The following is a 15,517-nucleotide window of genomic DNA, read 5'->3' as shown; positions in this document are numbered from 1 at the left end:
CCCGCACACGGATGAGCGGGCTTCACCAGCCGATGTCAGGCCTTGGCTGTCAGGCCTTTGTCGGACGGAACTGCCGCATTGCCTTCACCATAGGTCTTGAGATTCTGCAGGACGTAAATGGCTTTCTTGAATTCGGGAATCAGGCTCTTGCCGTAGTAATTGCCATTGAGACTGTTGGTCTGGATGGCATCGAGCTGCGTGGCGAAATATTCCAGCGCGTTGAACTTGGCGTCGGGGTCTTTCTGCACGCCGAAGCGGTCGAATTTGTCGCCGGCATTGAGCAAGGTGATCGAGGTGATCTCGGAAATCAGGCCGCGCCCGCGCAGGAATTCGCTGAGGTTGCCCAACTGCTTTACGGAGACGTTGGCTGGATCAAAGCCCTTGATCTGCTTGCGCAAACCCTGTTTGTCCATCTCCGCGACGTTAAGCGCATTCGGATCGTTGCCGACCAGGGTCAGCATCTGCTGCACCTTGACGCTCTGCGAAACCTGCTTTTTCGCGCCGGTATCACGGACCATTACGCCCGCCTTGCTTTCCCAGGCGCCGGTATAGCCGATCGTCATGCGAGGATTCCTTGTGCAATGAGCATGAAATGTCCTTGTTCCAACCAATTGAATGGGCGCGAGTATCGGCCGCTTCGCCTGATCCAACCAACCCTTTTGTGCGTTTTTTTACAAATCTCGTACATTCATGACACTGAGCTTAAGGCCCGCAAACATTGCTTCAGAGCCGTCATCAGGATGTAACAACTGTGGCGATTGCTGGGGATGTACCAATCCCGATACCAACCGGTCATCGCCCTGAGTTCTTTCGGCACGCAAGTACCTAAAGCTTCCGCCCGGAACGACGATACGCTGTGATACCCGCCCTGTTTTATTCCTGCCCTCCAACAAAAAGCCGCTCAAGGATCAGTTCCATGCCCGCACTGCGCACTATTCAGGCTCGCTACACGCTGTTTCTGATTCTGTTCATCCTGTTGTTGTCCGTGCTGACCGTGGTCGGCATCAGCCAACTGGTCGCACCGACCCTGCGCGATACGGAAGAGAAGGTCGTGCTCAACCGCATCGCCGAAGTCGCCGTGCAGATTCAGGGCGAACTGAACAAGGTGCAGGCGCAGCAACGCAGCATCACCCAGACCATCCCCCTGCTCGACAGCGCCGCCATCGACGTGGTGCTGCCAGGGCTGGTGGATCAGTACGGCGAACTGAAAGTCTTTGGCGGCGGTATCTGGCCGTTGCCGGGCCAGCGCGAAGCCGGTCGCAACAAGTTCAGCACCTTCTGGCACCGCGATGCCTCGGGTCAGCTCAAGGTCAATACCTTCTGGAACAGCGACGCCGCACCGAACTACTACGACCAGAGCTGGCACAAGGGCGGCATGGCCACCCCGCGCGGCCAGTGCGCGTGGGCCGCTGCCTATAAGGACGACGCCAGTGCCGAGCCGCGCACCAACTGCGCCATGGCGATCTACAAGAACGGCAGTGCCTGGGGCGTTTCAACCATCGACGTGACCCTGGGCTTCTTCAACGACCTGGTGGCGCGCAAGGAAAAAGACCTCAACGCCGAAATGCTCATCGTCGAGGCTGACGGCAAGATCATCAGCAACAGCTCGCGCATCAGCGGCCCGATCGTGTTGAAGAACATCAGCGAACTGGCGGCCAGCTCCACCTTCGTCAATCAGATCAAGACCGGCCTGCAGAACCGCGATAAAGCGCAACGCGTCGAGTTCGACAACAACGGTGAAGACGCCACCTTCTTCATGCGCCCTATCGAGGGCACACCGTGGTTCCTCGCCACCGCCCTGCCGACCAAAATGCTCACCGCCCAGCGTGACGATGTGCTCAACAGTCTCAGCCTGATCCAGATTCCGCTGGTGATCCTGCTGGTGCTGTTGCAGGTTTACGCGATTCGCAAACTGGTACAGCGCATGAAGGCTCTGAAAGCCAACATCGATTCACTGTCCAGCGGTGACGCCGACCTGACCCGTCGCATCACCATTCGCGCTGAGGACGAACTGGGCGCCATCGGCCATTCGGTCAACACCTTCATCGTCTATTTGCAGAACATGATCGGCGAAGTCACCCAGGCCACCGGTGCCATGGCGTCCAGCCTCCATAATCTGCAGCGCACTTCGGCGCACACCAGCCAGATTCTGCTGCGTCACGCCTCGGAAACCGACCAGACTGTCACCGCCATTACCGAAATGAGCTCCACCGCTGAAAGCGTGGCGCAGAATGCCGCTGAAACCGCTGCGTTCACTCAGCGCGCCAATGAAAACGCCGATCGCTCGCGCGTCGTGGTGGGTGAAGCGACCAACAGCGTGGTCGCGCTGATCGACGAAGTGGCCAGCGCTACACACAAAGTTGAAAACATGCAGCAGGACGCCCAGCGCATCACCGAGATCCTCGGCGTAATCGGTGCGATTGCCGGGCAAACCAACCTGCTCGCCCTCAACGCCGCGATCGAAGCGGCGCGGGCCGGTGAACAGGGTCGCGGCTTTGCGGTGGTGGCGGATGAAGTCCGCGCCCTCGCTGCCCGCACACAGGCCAGCACCTCGGAAATCAACGAAATGTTGACCCGCCTGACCCAAGGCGTGAGTTCCTCGGTCAGTGCCATGGAAAACACCCAGGCCAGTTGCCAGTCCGCCGCTGACGCCACCGCCCGAGTCAACTCGGGGCTGGACGAAATGGCCGGCTCGGTCAGCCACATCAACAGCCTCAGCACGCAGATCGCCACCGCCGCCGAACAGCAAAGCGCAGTGACCGAAGAGATCAACCGCAGCATGGTGCAGATCCGCCACATGGTCGATGAACTGGTGCAGAGCGGCCAGGCCAGCGAGCTGAATACCCGCCAGTTGCTCGAAGCCAATAGCCGCGTGAGCGCAATCATGGGGCGGTTCAAGGTCAGTTAAGCCAACCGCGACCACGGGGATTTTGGCCTTTACACCAATCCCCTGTGGGAGCGAGCCTGCTCGCGAAAGCGATTTTTCAGTCACTGTATCTGCGGCTGGTCAACCGCAATCGCGAGCAGGCTCACTCCTACACTGGTCCGGGTGTTTTGTAGCAACTGGAAACACTCAGTTGATGCCGGGATGGAAAAACCGGTCAAAATGCGCTCTTGCTGACCTTCACCGAGTCGAGAGCCCATTCCCATGCGAAGCCCACTGCGTCTGCTCGCCCTGAGCGCCCTGTTCATCTCCTCACTGGCGCAAGCCGCCGAACTGATCCCGATCGAAGTGCACCGCGATGCCAATTGCGGCTGCTGCAAAAAGTGGATCAGCCATCTCGAAGCCAATGGCTTCAAAGTCGAAGACCACGTCGAAAGCGACATGAGCAGCTTTAAACAGCAGCACGGCGTACCACCGCGTCTGGCGTCCTGCCACACGGCGATCATCAATGGCAAATTCGTTGAAGGCCATGTGCCGGCCGATCAGGTGCTTGCGTTGAGCAAGCGCGACGATCTGCTGGGTGTGGCTGCACCGGGCATGCCAATGGGCTCACCGGGCATGGAAATGGACGGCATGAGCGACGCGTATCAGGTCATCGGCCTGAAGAAGGACGGCGCTGATGTGGTAGTGGCGGACTACCCGGCACGTTGATGGGGGCAGCCTACTTCGGCCTGTTCTTTGCTGCGTTTGGCGCGGCGACATTGTTGCCGTTGCAGTCCGAGGCGCTGCTGGTCGGCCTGATCGTCAGCGAGCGTTACTGGCTGTGGGGTTTGCTCGCGGTAGCGACGCTGGGCAACGTGCTCGGTTCGCTGGTCAACTGGTGGCTGGGACGGGGCATCGAGCGGTTTCAGGATCGACGCTGGTTCCCGGTCAGTCCGCGGCATATGGCCAAGGCGCGCAAGCACTATGAGCGCTATGGGCATTGGTCGCTGCTGCTCAGTTGGCTGCCGGTGATTGGCGATCCGCTGACCTTGATTGCCGGCGTCATGCGCGAACCGCTCGGGCGCTTTCTGTTGATCGTCACCCTGGCCAAAGGCGCGCGCTATGGCGTGCTGGCCTTGCTGACACTGGGCTGGCTCGGTTGAACCAACCCTTCCTGTGATTGCCTTTGTTTAACGTCGGCGTAATCCCGACCTTCCAGAGTCGGCCAATTTTCAAGGAGTTAGTGCTTATGTCCGTCACGCTTTCCCGCTGGCTGCCCGGCCTCGTCCTCAGCGCTGCCCTGCCACTAATGGCGCAAGCGGCCACTGAAACCGTCCCCGCCGAAGGGCCTGCCTACGGCCCGGAGCTGCAAGGCTTCCAATACCCCTACACGCTTAAACACTTCGCCTTCGAATCCCAGGGCCAGAAACTGCAAATGGGTTACATGGACGTCGCCGCCAATGGCAAGGCCAACGGCCGCACCGTGGTGCTGATGCACGGCAAGAATTTCTGCGCAGCGACCTGGGACAGTTCGATCAAAGCCCTGAGCGATGCCGGCTACCGCGTGATTGCGCCGGACCAGATCGGCTTCTGCACATCCAGCAAACCTGAGCACTATCAGTACAGCTTCCAGCAACTGGCGACCAACACCCAGCAATTGCTCAAGGCGTTGGGCATTCAGAAAGCCACTGTGCTCGGCCACTCCACCGGCGGCATGCTCGCCACCCGTTATGCGCTGCTGTTCCCGGAGCAGGTCGATCAATTGGCGATGGTCAACCCGATCGGTCTGGAAGACTGGAAAGCCCTCGGCGTTCCCTATCGCACCGTCGATCAGTGGTATCAGCGTGAGTTGAAAGTCACGGCCAAGGGCATTCGCGACTATGAGCGCACCACTTATTACGACGGCCGCTGGAAGCCGGAATTCGATCGCTGGGTCGACATGCTCGCCGGTCTGAGCAAAGGTCCGGGCAAGACCCAGGTCGCGTGGAACTCGGCGCTGATCTACGACATGATCTTCACCCAGCCGGTGTACTACGAGTTCAAGGACCTGAAGATGCCGACCCTGTTGCTGATCGGCACCTCAGACACCACCGCCATCGGCAAGGACCTCGCACCGCCGGAAGTGAAAGCGAAAATCGGCCACTACGAGGTGCTCGGCAAACAGGTCGCCAAGCTGATTCCGCAGTCGACGCTGATCGAATTCCCGGGCATGGGTCATGCGCCACAAATGGAGGAACCGGAAAAATTCCATCAGGCGCTGCTCGGCTGGCTGGGCAAGACTCCTTCCGCTCCATGATGAGGTAAGCCGATGACGGTGCAGATTGCAGTGATCGATGACTGGCAGGACGTGGCACGCGATGTGGTCGACTGGTCCGTGCTGGAGAGCATTGGTGAAGTGACCTTTGTGCATGATTACCCGGCCGACAACGCGGCACTGGCCGAGCGCCTCGGCAAGTACGAGGTGATCTGCGTCATGCGCGAACGCACGCGCTTCGACGCCGACTTGCTCGGGCGCTTGCCCAATCTGAAGTTGCTGGTCACCGGCGGCATGCGCAATGCCGCGCTGGACATGCCGGCCGCTGCAGCGCTGGGCATCAAGGTCTGCGGCACCGACAGTTACAAACACGCCGCGCCGGAACTGACCTGGGCGCTGATCATGGCGGCCACCCGTGATCTGGTGAAGGAAGCCAATGCCCTGCGCGCCGGCCATTGGCAACAGGGCCTCGGCGGGGATCTGCACGGCAAGACCCTGGGTATTCTCGGTTTGGGCAGCATCGGCCAGCGGGTCGCGCAATTCGGTCAGGTGTTCGGCATGCGGGTGATTGCCTGGAGCGAAAACCTCACGGCCGAACGCGCTGAACAGGCCGGCGTGACGTACGTCAGCAAGCAGCAATTGTTCGAGCAGGCCGACGTGCTGTCGGTGCATCTGGTGCTCAGCGAACGCAGTCGCGGTCTGGTTGATGCGCAAGCGCTGGAGTGGATGAAACCGAGCGCGCTGCTGGTTAACACTGCTCGCGGGCCGATCGTCGATGAAGCGGCGTTGATCAAGGCGCTACAGAAACGGCGCATTGCCGGGGCGGCGCTGGACGTGTTCGAACAAGAGCCTTTGCCGGCCCTGCACCCGTTTCGCACGCTGGACAATGTCCTCGCTACCCCCCATGTGGGCTATGTCAGTCGGCAGAATTACGAACAGTTCTTCCGGCAGATGATCGAGGATATTCAGGGTTGGGCAGCTGGGGAGCCGGTGCGTCTGTTGAATTGATTCCATCACTTTAAAGTTGAGTTGCTCCAACAGGCCTCTTCGCGAGCAGGCTCGCTCCCACAGGTTGTACGCGTTCCAATGTGGGAGCGAGCCTGCTCGCGAAGGTCTCATCTCAGATACCGCTCTGAAATACCCTCGCACCACAACGGTGCAACCGGCCCATCCCCTAGCACAAAACCGTGACTACCCAGTCACCGTTTTGGCCCACTTCGACCGAAAAACATGCCCTTCGTCGGAGCGTTTCCCCTCCTGAACCCTCGCTAACATCCCGACACAACCGATTGTCGAACAATTTACCCATTTGCCCCGACCCGCTCTAGGATCTGGCCTAGACTCATTTTTCAGTGGCCAAACCACTCGGTCATACCGACGAAAAAAAGTCGAAACTTTTGCTTCACGCCACAGGTCATCAGAACAACTGGGCGAAAGCGACTGGTGTAATCCTTGCAACGGCCTCACCACCCATTCTGCTTGCGCGTGTTGGGTCAGCATTTGCTCACCGATGCGTGGCGCCTTTGCGCCCGGCCACAGGACTTGGCCACGAAACAGCTTGTTCGAGACAAGAATCAGATCACACACGGGAGATACATATGATCAGTGCGGCATTGGATATTCAGGGAGAGCGTGCTCACCAGTCGCTTGGAGAATCGAGCACCATCAGTGTTCCCGGCAGCCGACAGATCAACGTACCCGGCACCAAGACGCTTGCTCCGGTAGCAAGCCAGAATCCCAACAAGAAAAAAGTGTTGTTTGTGACTTCGGAAATCGCCGATCTGGTCAAGACCGGCGGCCTCGGTGACGTCTCCGCCGCCCTGCCCCGGGCCATGGCCCATCTGCATGATGTGCGGGTGCTGATCCCCGGTTATCCGCAGGTGGTGCACAGCGAAAACCCGATTCACATCATCGGCGAGCTGGGTGGCCACGCCGCGCTGCCACCTTGCAAGATCGGACGCATGGACATGCCCGATGGCCTGGTGATCTACGTGTTGATCTGCCCTGAACTCTACGAGCGTGAAGGCGGCCCATATGGTGCCAACAACGGTCGCGACTGGCCGGACAACCATATCCGCTTCGCCCGCCTCGGCCTGGCCGCTGCCGACATCGCCGCCAATCTTGCGCAAATTCACTGGCGCCCGGATCTGGTGCACGCCCATGACTGGCCGGCTGGCCTCGCGCCCGCTTACATGCACTGGCGCGGGCAGCGCACGCCAACGCTGTTCACCATTCACAACCTCGCCTACCAGGGCGTGACCAGCCTCGGTTCCTGCCCGGAGCTGGGGATTCCCACCCATGCCCTGCAACAGGAAGGCATGGAGTTCTACGGCAAGATGTCGTTCCTCAAGGCCGGCATGGCCTATTCGAGCCACATCACCACCGTCAGCGCGACGTATGCGCAAGAGATCACCACCCCGGACTTCGGCTGCGGCCTCGACGGTTTCCTTGCCGCCAAGACCCAGCAAGGCCTGCTCAGCGGTATCCCGAACGGCATCGACGAGAGCTGGGATTCGGCGACCGACCCGCACCTGTTTGCCCCGTTCGCCATCGGCGACTGGGAAGGCAAAGCGGTCAACGCCGCCCACGTCCGTGAGCTGTTCGGCCTGAATGACTCTACCGGCCCGCTGTTCGCCGTGGTTTCGCGCCTGGTCTATCAGAAAGGTCTCGACCTCACCGAAGCGGTGTCCGAGTTCATCGTGCAGAACGGTGGTCAGATCGCGATCATCGGTCGCGGCGAGCCGGAAGAAGAACAAGCCATGCGTGAACTGGCCCTGCGTTTTCCTGGCCAGATCGGCGTGCGCATCGGCTTCAACGAGACCGATGCCCGACGCATGTTCGCCGGCAGCGATTTCCTGCTGATGCCGTCGCGTTACGAACCATGCGGCCTGAGCCAGATGTACGCCCAGCGTTTCGGCTCGCTGCCGGTCGCGCGCAACACCGGCGGTCTGGCCGACACCATCGAAAACGGCGTCACCGGTTTCCTCTTCGATGAGTCCACCGTTGATAGCTATAAAGAAGCCCTGAGCCGCGCGTTCAAGGTCTTCGCCTTCCCGGAACTGCTCAATGCCATGCGCTGCCGCGCCATGGCTGCACCGTTCAACTGGAGCAAAGCGGTTGAACCGTACGCCGAACTTTACGAACAACTGGTCGCCAAGGCGTTGGGTAAAGCCAGCCACAAATAACCAGGGAGTTGCAGAAAATGCCGTCAAGGACCCAAGAAACCTGGCCCCACGGCGCGATCATGCTGGATGCCGAGCACACGCAATTTGCGTTGTGGGCGCCTGACGCGTTCTACGTCAGTGTGGAACTGGAGGATGGAAAATCGTTGCCCATGCTGCCTCAGGGCGACGGTTGGTTTGTAATCAAGGCCAATTGCCCGGCGGGCAGTCGCTACCGTTACTGCATCGATGGCGAACTGGAGGTGCCGGACCCGGCCTCCAGAGCGCAGGATGGTGACCTTGACCGCCACAGCGTGGTGGTCGACCCCCATGCCTATCAATGGCGGCACACGACCTGGAATGGTCGGCCGTGGAGTGAGGCGGTCATTTACGAGCTGCACGTCGGTGCGCTCGGTGGATTTGCCGAAGTCGAACAGCATCTGGCGCGGCTGGTGGCGCTGGGCATCACCGCCATCGAACTGATGCCGCTGGCGCAATTCCCCGGTGATCGCAACTGGGGCTATGACGGGGTGCTGCCCTATGCACCGCAAGCCTCCTACGGCACACCGGAACAACTCAAACACCTGATCGACACCGCCCACGGCCATGGCCTGGCGGTGATTCTCGACGTCGTCTACAACCACTTCGGTCCCGATGGCAACTACCTGCATCGTTACGCCAAAGGCTTTTTCCGCGAGGACAAGCACACGCCATGGGGCGCGGCGATCGATTTCCGCCGTCCGGAAGTGCGTGAGTTCTTCATCGAAAACGCATTGATGTGGCTGCTCGAATACCGCTTCGACGGCCTGCGTCTGGATGCGGTGCACGCGATTGAAGATCCCGACTTCCTCAGCGATCTGGCCCGACGCATTCGCCAGCAGATAGACCCGACCCGGCACGTCTGGCTGACCGTCGAGAACGAGCTGAACCAGTCGAGTCTGCTGGAAAACGATTACGACGCGCAGTGGAACGACGACGGTCATAACGCGTTGCACGTGCTGCTGACCGGCGAAACCGACGCCTATTACGCTGACTATGCTGCGCAGCCCACCGAGCAACTGGTGCGCTGCCTGAGTCAGGGCTTCGTGTTCCAGGGCCACATCACTCGCCATGGCGAACCTCGCGGCGAGCCGAGCGAACATCTGCCCTCCACTGCTTTCGTGCTGTTCCTGCAGAACCATGACCAGATCGGCAACCGTGCCTTTGGCGAACGCCTGCATCAGCTCGCCGACCCGCGTGCGGTACAAGCGGCGACGGTGTTGTTGCTGCTGTCGCCGATGATTCCACTGATGTTCATGGGCGACGAGTTTGCCGCCGAGCAACCGTTCCTGTTTTTCACCAGTCACCACGGTGAACTGGCGGAACTGGTGCGTGAAGGTCGGCGCAACGAGTTCGCCGCATTCAGTGCCTTTACCGATCCGCACAAGCGCGAACAGATCCCCGATCCGAATGCCGAAAGCACTTTCCACGCTTCGCAGCCGCGATTGTCCGGCAGCGGCACGCCATTGCAACAGCAGACCCAAGAGCTCTATCGGCAACTGCTCAAGTTGCGGCACCAATACATCATTCCCAACCTCTCCGGGACCCAGGCTCTGGGCGCGCAGATGCTCGGCCATGGCGCGGTCAGCGCACGCTGGCGACTGGGCAACGGCAGTGAGCTGCGAATTGACCTGAACCTCAGTGACACGCCAGTGGTCAACCCTGCACAGACCGATACCGAGTGGCTGTTTCAACAGCCAGCCGCGATCGAACTGTCGGACCCGAACCAACTGCCGGCGTACACCGCGCTCGTCAGCCTCACGGCCGCACCCGTTATGCACCCCCTGGATGGAGAGCGCCTATGAGCGATGCGCAACTGGAAATACTCGCCAGTCGAGCCGGCCTTGCCGTCGACTGGATCGACGCCAACGGGCGTCAGCAAAAAGTCGCTCCCGCTGTGTTGCGCAATGTCCTGATCGGACTCGGCCACCCCGCCAGCACCGCGCAAGAAATCGATGCCAGCCTGCTGGAATTGCAAGAAGTCCAGCAAGACCGCCATTTGCCACCCCTGCTGACCTGCGACGTGGGCGTTGCCCTCGACCTGAGTCGCTACTTCTCACCGGAAACCCCCTGCGAAATCCATCTTGAAGACGGCTCGCAGATGAACCTGAAGCTGGACAACGAAGCCATGTTGCCCGGCTTGATTCCGGTCGGTTACCAGCAAGTGCATATCGCCGATCAGTATTTCACGCTCGCCGTGGCGCCTGAACGCTGCTTCAGCGTCGCCGATGCGGTCGATAGCCCGATCCCGCGCGCCTGGGGTCTGAGCGCCCAGTTGTATTCGCTGCGCCGTCCGGGTGACGGTGGTTTTGGCGACACCCAGGCGCTGGAGGAACTGGTTCGTGTAGCGGGCGAACGTGGCGCCGATGCGCTGGCGATCAGTCCGATGCACGCGATGTTCAGCGCCGACAATGGCCGCTACAGCCCCTATTCGCCGTCCAGTCGTTTGTTTCTCAATTCACTGTATGCCGCGCCGGGGAGCATTCTCGGCGAACGCGCGTTGCGTGATGCAATTGATGCCAGTGGCCTGGCCGCGCAGTTCGAGCAGCTGGAAAATCTCAAGCTGATCGACTGGCCGACCGCTGCCGAAGCCAAGCAGAAACTGCTGCAAGCCTTGTATGACGGTTTCGTCGCTGGCGAGCATCCGCTGCACGCCGACTTCGCCAGTTTCCGCCATGCCGGTGGCGAAGCGCTGGAGAACCATTGCCGCTTCGAAGCGATTCAGGAAATGCGCGCTGCTCGTGGCGAAAGCCTCGACTGGCGCCAATGGCCAGAGCACTGGCACGACCCACGCGGCGCGGCGCTCGGCGCGTTTGCCGAGGAATATGCCGAGCGCATCGGTTATTTCGCCTTCTGCCAATGGCTGATCCATCGCTGCCTCGAACGCGCCCAAACTGCTGCGCGCAGTGCTGGCATGGGGATCGGTCTGATCGCCGACCTCGCGGTCGGTGCTGACGGTGCTGGCAGTCAGGCCTGGAGTTTCCAGGACGAATTGCTCGCCTCGCTGACCGTAGGCGCACCGCCGGACATCCTCAATCGCAGCGGCCAGGGCTGGGGCATTTCCGCGTTCTCGCCGGAAGGGCTGATCCGCAACGGTTTCCGCGCCTTCATCGACATGCTGCGCGCCAACTTCGCCCACGCCGGTGGCTTGCGTATCGACCATGTCATGGGCCTGCAACGCCTGTGGGTGATTCCCAACGGCGCCGCTCCGGCGGATGGCGCCTATCTGTATTACCCGTTCGACGACATGTTGCGCCTGCTGACCCTGGAATCCCATCGGCATCAGGCCATTGTGCTCGGCGAAGACCTCGGCACGGTACCGGAAGGCCTGCGGGAAAAACTCGCCGCGCGTTCGATTCTGGGCATGCGCGTGTTGTTGTTCGAACAGGACAACACCCGTTTCAAACCGATTCTTGACTGGCCGGATGATGCCTTGGCGACCACCAGCACCCATGACCTGCCGACACTTAATGGTTGGTGGCATGGTCGTGACATCGACTGGAATGCACGCCTGGGTCTGGTCGATGCCAACGGCGAAATCGACTGGCGTCGGCATCGTGAGCGTGAACGCGAAGGCCTGCGCGATGCGCTGCGCCAGGATCCGCAGAACTTCCGCGAAGAGTCCCACGAAGCCGATCAAGTGGTCGATGCCAGTGTGCGTTTCCTCGGCCACACCCGCGCGCCGCTGGTCCTGCTGCCGCTGGAAGATGCCTTGGGTATCGATGAACAGCCGAATCTGCCTGGCACCACCGATTCACATCCGAACTGGTCGCGACGTTTGCCCGGTCCCAGCGAAGCGTTGCTGGACGGCCCCGATGCCGCCCGCCGCCTGGAACTGCTGGCCTGCGCGCGCCTTCAAGCCTCTGAGCGTGACCAATGAATCAACAGCAAATCCAGCCACTGCGCGCCACCTTGCGCCTGCAATTTCATAAGGGTTTTACCCTCGAACAAGCGGTGCCACTGGTGCCGTACTTTGCCCGCCTCGGCATCAGCCATATCTACGCCTCGCCCCTGCTGGCGGCGCGCGCCGGTTCCATGCATGGCTACGATGTAGTCGACCCGACCCAGGTCAACCCTGAGCTGGGCGGCGAGCCGGCATTGCGCCGACTGGTCAGCACCCTGCGTGAACACAACATGGGCCTGATCCTCGACATCGTTTCCAACCACATGGCCGTGGGCGGCAATGACAACCCGTGGTGGCTCGACCTGCTGGAATGGGGACGCCTGAGCCCGTACGGCGAATTCTTCGACATTCAGTGGCACTCGCCGGACCCGTTGATGGAAGGCCAGTTGCTGCTGCCGTTCCTTGGCAGTGATTACGGCGTGGCGTTGCAGGAAGGCACGCTGAAGCTGAAATTCAACGCGCAGACCGGGACTTTTTACGTCGAGCATTACGACCACCATTTCCCGATCTGCCCGAACAACTATGGCGAGCTGCTCAAGTCCGACGACACGCTGAAGTCTCTGGCAGATCGCTTCAGCACACTCAGCTACCAGACCGACGCACATTCGCTGGCGATGCCGCTCAAGCAGGAGCTGCGCGAGCTGGCAAGCGATCCGCGTGTTTTGGCCACCATCGAAAGCAATGTTGCTCAATACGATTCGACCACCGACGAGGGCTTCCACAAGCTCCATGAGTTGCTCGAGCGGCAAAGCTATCGCCTGGCCAGTTGGCGCACGGCGGCGGACGACATCAACTGGCGGCGCTTCTTCGATATCAACGAGCTTGGCGGCCTGCGCGTCGAGCGTCCGGCGGTGTTCGAAGCGACCCACGGCAAAATCTTCCAATTAGTCGAAGAAGGTCTGGTCGACGGCTTGCGCATCGACCACATCGACGGCCTCGCCGACCCGCGTGGCTACTGCCGCAAATTGCGCCGTCGCCTTGATCACTTGGCGCCGGGGCGTCATCTGCCGATCTATGTCGAGAAGATCCTCGGCGAGGGCGAAACCCTGCGCCGCGACTGGAGCGTCGACGGCACCACCGGCTACGAGTTCATGAATCAGCTGTCGCTGCTGCAACACGACCCGGACGGCGAACACGTGCTCGGCGAACTCTGGCAGCGCCGCACTGAGCGCCCGGCTGCGTTCATGGAAGAAGCGCAACTGGCCCGTCAGCAGATCCTCAACGGCTCGCTGGCCAGCGACTTTGAAAGTGTCGCGCAAGCCCTGCATCAAGTCGCACGGGATGACTTGATGACCCGCGACCTGACCTTGGGCGCGATTCGCCGCGTGCTGCATGCGCTGATCGTGCACTTCCCGGTTTATCGCACTTACATCAGCGCCATGGGCCGGTCCGAGCAGGACGAAGCGATTTTTCAGCATGCCATGGACGGTGCGCGGCAAACCTTCAGCGAAGCCGACTGGCCGGTGCTCGACTCGGTCGCCAGCTGGCTCGGCGGCACGCCATGGCGCCGCAAGCCGCGTGGGCGCTCGCGCAAGATCCTCAAGCATGCCTGCGTGCGTTTCCAGCAACTGACTTCGCCGGCGGCGGCCAAGGCCGTGGAAGATACCGCGCTGTATCGCTCGGCGGTGCTGCTGTCGCGCAATGATGTCGGTTACAACACCGAGCAGTTCAGCGCGCCGGTCAGCGAGTTCCACGAAGTCAATCAACAGCGCATGGCCGAGTTTCCTGACAACCTGCTCGCGACTGCCACCCATGACCACAAGCGCGGCGAAGACACCCGCGCCCGGTTGGCCGTACTCAGCGAGCGCAGCCATTGGTACGCCGATCAGGTCGAACTGTGGCGCGCCCTCGCCCGCCCGGTGCGCATCGAAGATGACGCGCCTTCCGCTGGCGACGAACTGATCCTCTATCAGGCATTGCTCGGCAGTTGGCCGCTGGACCTGCAGGACGATGACCAGGCCGGTTTCGCCGATTACGCCAAGCGCATCTGGCAGTGGCAACAGAAAGCCCTGCGCGAAGCCAAGCTGCAGAGCAGCTGGAGCGCGCCGAACGAAGCTTATGAAAACGCAGCACAGGCGTTCACGGAAAAGCTGCTGACCGGTGAAGAAGGCGAGTTGCTGCGTGCGGCGCTGAGCAAGACCGTCAACAGCATCGCCGCTGCCGGCGCGCTCAACGGGCTGGCGCAAACCTTGCTGCGCATGACCGTACCGGGTGTGCCGGATCTGTACCAGGGCAACGAGTACTGGGACTTCAGTCTGGTCGACCCGGACAACCGCCGCCCGGTGGATTACGCCGCTCGCGAGCAAGCGTTGCAGGCATCCGTGCCGGGTACCGAACTGCTCAAGGATTGGCGTGACGGGCGCATCAAACAGGCGCTGATCAGTGAGGTGTTGAACCTGCGCAAGGAACACAGCGAGTTGTTCCGTCGTGGCGATTACCAGCCATTGGAAGTGCTGGGCAGTCAGGCGCACAACGTCTTGGCATTCGCGCGTGAACACGAAGGCGTGCGGGCCATTGTCGTAGTGCCGGTGCGTTGCGCGACGTTGCTGGAAAACAGTGCCATCCCGCAGGTCGATGCGCTGCGCTGGGGCGATACGCGGGTGGTTTTACCGTCTGCCGCTTCGGATGCAAACCTGAAGGGACTTTTTGCAAGCAGCGTAGTCACACAAAACAGGGAGCTGAATGTCAGCGAAGCGCTGGGGGATGTCCCGGTCAATCTCTTTATCCAACACTTAACACAAGCATGAGTTCAGTTCAGGAGCATTGCGATGAGCACCGACGATAAACGCATTCGCGAATTCGCCTATCAGATCTGGGAGTCGGAAGGGAAACCTGAAGGCCACGAAGAACGTCATTGGGAAATGGCGCGCAAGCTGGCCGAGGCCGAAGCGCTGGCACCGAAGAAGCCACCGAAAGCGGCGGGCAGCAAAGTGGCTGGCAAGACTACAGCCGCAGCAGCGAAAAGCACCGACGGCAAGACTCCGGCAACCGCCAAAGCCAAACCGGCAACGAAAGCCAAGCCGGCGGCCACGCCCAAAGTAGTCCCGCCGGGCGAAAAGGCTGCCGAGAAAAAGCCGCGAGCCGCGAAGAAGCCTCCGGCGAACTGACCCGATCCATTTTTGAACTGAATGACTGTGTGGCGAGCGTGCTCGCCACAAGGGGTTCTTGCGCCCCGAAGAAAGTCCCTTATTGGGAAAAACACACGATCCTGTGGGAGCGAGCTTGCTCGCGAAAGCGCTAGGTCAGTTCGCGAAGATGTCGGATATGCCGACGCTTTCGCGAGCAGGCTCGCT

At 60.9% G+C, this 15,517-nt stretch carries 11 protein-coding genes; 10 read left to right on the top strand and 1 reads right to left on the bottom strand.

What is annotated here, in order from left to right; genetic code table 11:
- Positions 1 to 35: 35 nt before the first annotated feature.
- Positions 36 to 563: a hypothetical protein gene (locus tag D8U70_RS23825; RefSeq protein WP_071172374.1), complete on the bottom strand. Its 528-nt coding sequence runs from the start codon at positions 561 to 563 to the stop codon at positions 36 to 38.
- Positions 564 to 916: 353 nt separating this feature from the next.
- Between D8U70_RS23825 and D8U70_RS23820 the strand changes: the two genes are divergently transcribed.
- The 10 genes from D8U70_RS23820 to D8U70_RS23775 all read left to right on the top strand — a co-directional run bounded on the left by D8U70_RS23820 (position 917) and on the right by D8U70_RS23775 (position 15,331).
- Complete coding sequence (locus D8U70_RS23820; RefSeq protein ID WP_130929886.1) at positions 917 to 2,908, top strand: methyl-accepting chemotaxis protein; 1,992 nt, start codon at positions 917 to 919, stop codon at positions 2,906 to 2,908.
- 240 nt (positions 2,909 to 3,148) lie between these two features.
- The gene (locus D8U70_RS23815) at positions 3,149 to 3,595 is read left to right on the top strand and encodes a DUF411 domain-containing protein (RefSeq protein ID WP_130929885.1); all 447 of its coding nucleotides are present in this window, start codon (positions 3,149 to 3,151) and stop codon (positions 3,593 to 3,595) included.
- Positions 3,595 to 4,029 (top strand): YqaA family protein, encoded by a 435-nt coding sequence (locus tag D8U70_RS23810; RefSeq protein WP_041480976.1) that lies wholly within the window; start codon positions 3,595 to 3,597, stop codon positions 4,027 to 4,029. Before D8U70_RS23815 ends, D8U70_RS23810 begins: the two co-directional genes overlap by 1 nt.
- An 86-nt stretch (positions 4,030 to 4,115) precedes the next feature.
- Complete coding sequence (locus tag D8U70_RS23805) at positions 4,116 to 5,162, top strand: alpha/beta hydrolase (RefSeq protein ID WP_130929884.1); 1,047 nt, start codon at positions 4,116 to 4,118, stop codon at positions 5,160 to 5,162.
- 12 nt (positions 5,163 to 5,174) lie between these two features.
- Complete coding sequence (locus tag D8U70_RS23800) at positions 5,175 to 6,128, top strand: D-2-hydroxyacid dehydrogenase family protein (RefSeq protein ID WP_130929883.1); 954 nt, start codon at positions 5,175 to 5,177, stop codon at positions 6,126 to 6,128.
- A 590-nt stretch (positions 6,129 to 6,718) separates the two neighbouring features.
- Positions 6,719 to 8,305 (top strand): glycogen synthase GlgA, encoded by a 1,587-nt coding sequence (gene glgA / locus D8U70_RS23795; RefSeq protein ID WP_016774645.1) that lies wholly within the window; start codon positions 6,719 to 6,721, stop codon positions 8,303 to 8,305.
- 17 nt (positions 8,306 to 8,322) lie between these two features.
- Positions 8,323 to 10,125, top strand: a complete 1,803-nt coding sequence (treZ, locus tag D8U70_RS23790) for a malto-oligosyltrehalose trehalohydrolase (RefSeq protein WP_130929882.1) — start codon at positions 8,323 to 8,325, stop codon at positions 10,123 to 10,125.
- On the top strand, positions 10,122 to 12,200 hold the full coding sequence (gene malQ, locus D8U70_RS23785; protein ID WP_122698339.1) for a 4-alpha-glucanotransferase: 2,079 nt from the start codon (positions 10,122 to 10,124) through the stop codon (positions 12,198 to 12,200). The genes treZ and malQ overlap by 4 nt, the downstream gene beginning before the upstream one ends.
- Positions 12,197 to 14,971: a malto-oligosyltrehalose synthase gene (locus D8U70_RS23780; RefSeq protein ID WP_130929881.1), complete on the top strand. Its 2,775-nt coding sequence runs from the start codon at positions 12,197 to 12,199 to the stop codon at positions 14,969 to 14,971. The genes malQ and D8U70_RS23780 overlap by 4 nt, the downstream gene beginning before the upstream one ends.
- 21 nt (positions 14,972 to 14,992) lie before the next feature.
- Complete coding sequence (locus tag D8U70_RS23775; protein ID WP_130929880.1) at positions 14,993 to 15,331, top strand: DUF2934 domain-containing protein; 339 nt, start codon at positions 14,993 to 14,995, stop codon at positions 15,329 to 15,331.
- Positions 15,332 to 15,517 lie beyond the last annotated feature (186 nt).

The sequence above is a fragment of the Pseudomonas sp. Sample_20 genome, assembly GCF_004307585.1.
In the GTDB taxonomy this organism is placed as follows: domain Bacteria; phylum Pseudomonadota; class Gammaproteobacteria; order Pseudomonadales; family Pseudomonadaceae; genus Aquipseudomonas; species Aquipseudomonas atacamensis.
Note: the sequence above shows the minus strand (reverse complement) of the source record. Positions and strands in the feature narration are given on the sequence as shown.

Excerpts from the sequence above, each read along its gene's own strand:
- D8U70_RS23820 (WP_130929886.1), top strand. The coding sequence starts at position 917 with ATGCCCGCACTGCGCACTATTCAGGCTCGCTACACGCTGTTTCTGATT.
- D8U70_RS23775 (WP_130929880.1), top strand. The coding sequence starts at position 14,993 with ATGAGCACCGACGATAAACGCATTCGCGAATTCGCCTATCAGATCTGG.
- treZ (WP_130929882.1), top strand. The coding sequence starts at position 8,323 with ATGCCGTCAAGGACCCAAGAAACCTGGCCCCACGGCGCGATCATGCTG.
- D8U70_RS23815 (WP_130929885.1), top strand. The coding sequence starts at position 3,149 with ATGCGAAGCCCACTGCGTCTGCTCGCCCTGAGCGCCCTGTTCATCTCC.
- D8U70_RS23825 (WP_071172374.1), bottom strand. The coding sequence starts at position 563 with ATGACGATCGGCTATACCGGCGCCTGGGAAAGCAAGGCGGGCGTAATG.
- D8U70_RS23780 (WP_130929881.1), top strand. The coding sequence starts at position 12,197 with ATGAATCAACAGCAAATCCAGCCACTGCGCGCCACCTTGCGCCTGCAA.
- D8U70_RS23800 (WP_130929883.1), top strand. The coding sequence starts at position 5,175 with ATGACGGTGCAGATTGCAGTGATCGATGACTGGCAGGACGTGGCACGC.
- glgA (WP_016774645.1), top strand. The coding sequence starts at position 6,719 with ATGATCAGTGCGGCATTGGATATTCAGGGAGAGCGTGCTCACCAGTCG.
- malQ (WP_122698339.1), top strand. The coding sequence starts at position 10,122 with ATGAGCGATGCGCAACTGGAAATACTCGCCAGTCGAGCCGGCCTTGCC.
- D8U70_RS23805 (WP_130929884.1), top strand. The coding sequence starts at position 4,116 with ATGTCCGTCACGCTTTCCCGCTGGCTGCCCGGCCTCGTCCTCAGCGCT.
- D8U70_RS23810 (WP_041480976.1), top strand. The coding sequence starts at position 3,595 with ATGGGGGCAGCCTACTTCGGCCTGTTCTTTGCTGCGTTTGGCGCGGCG.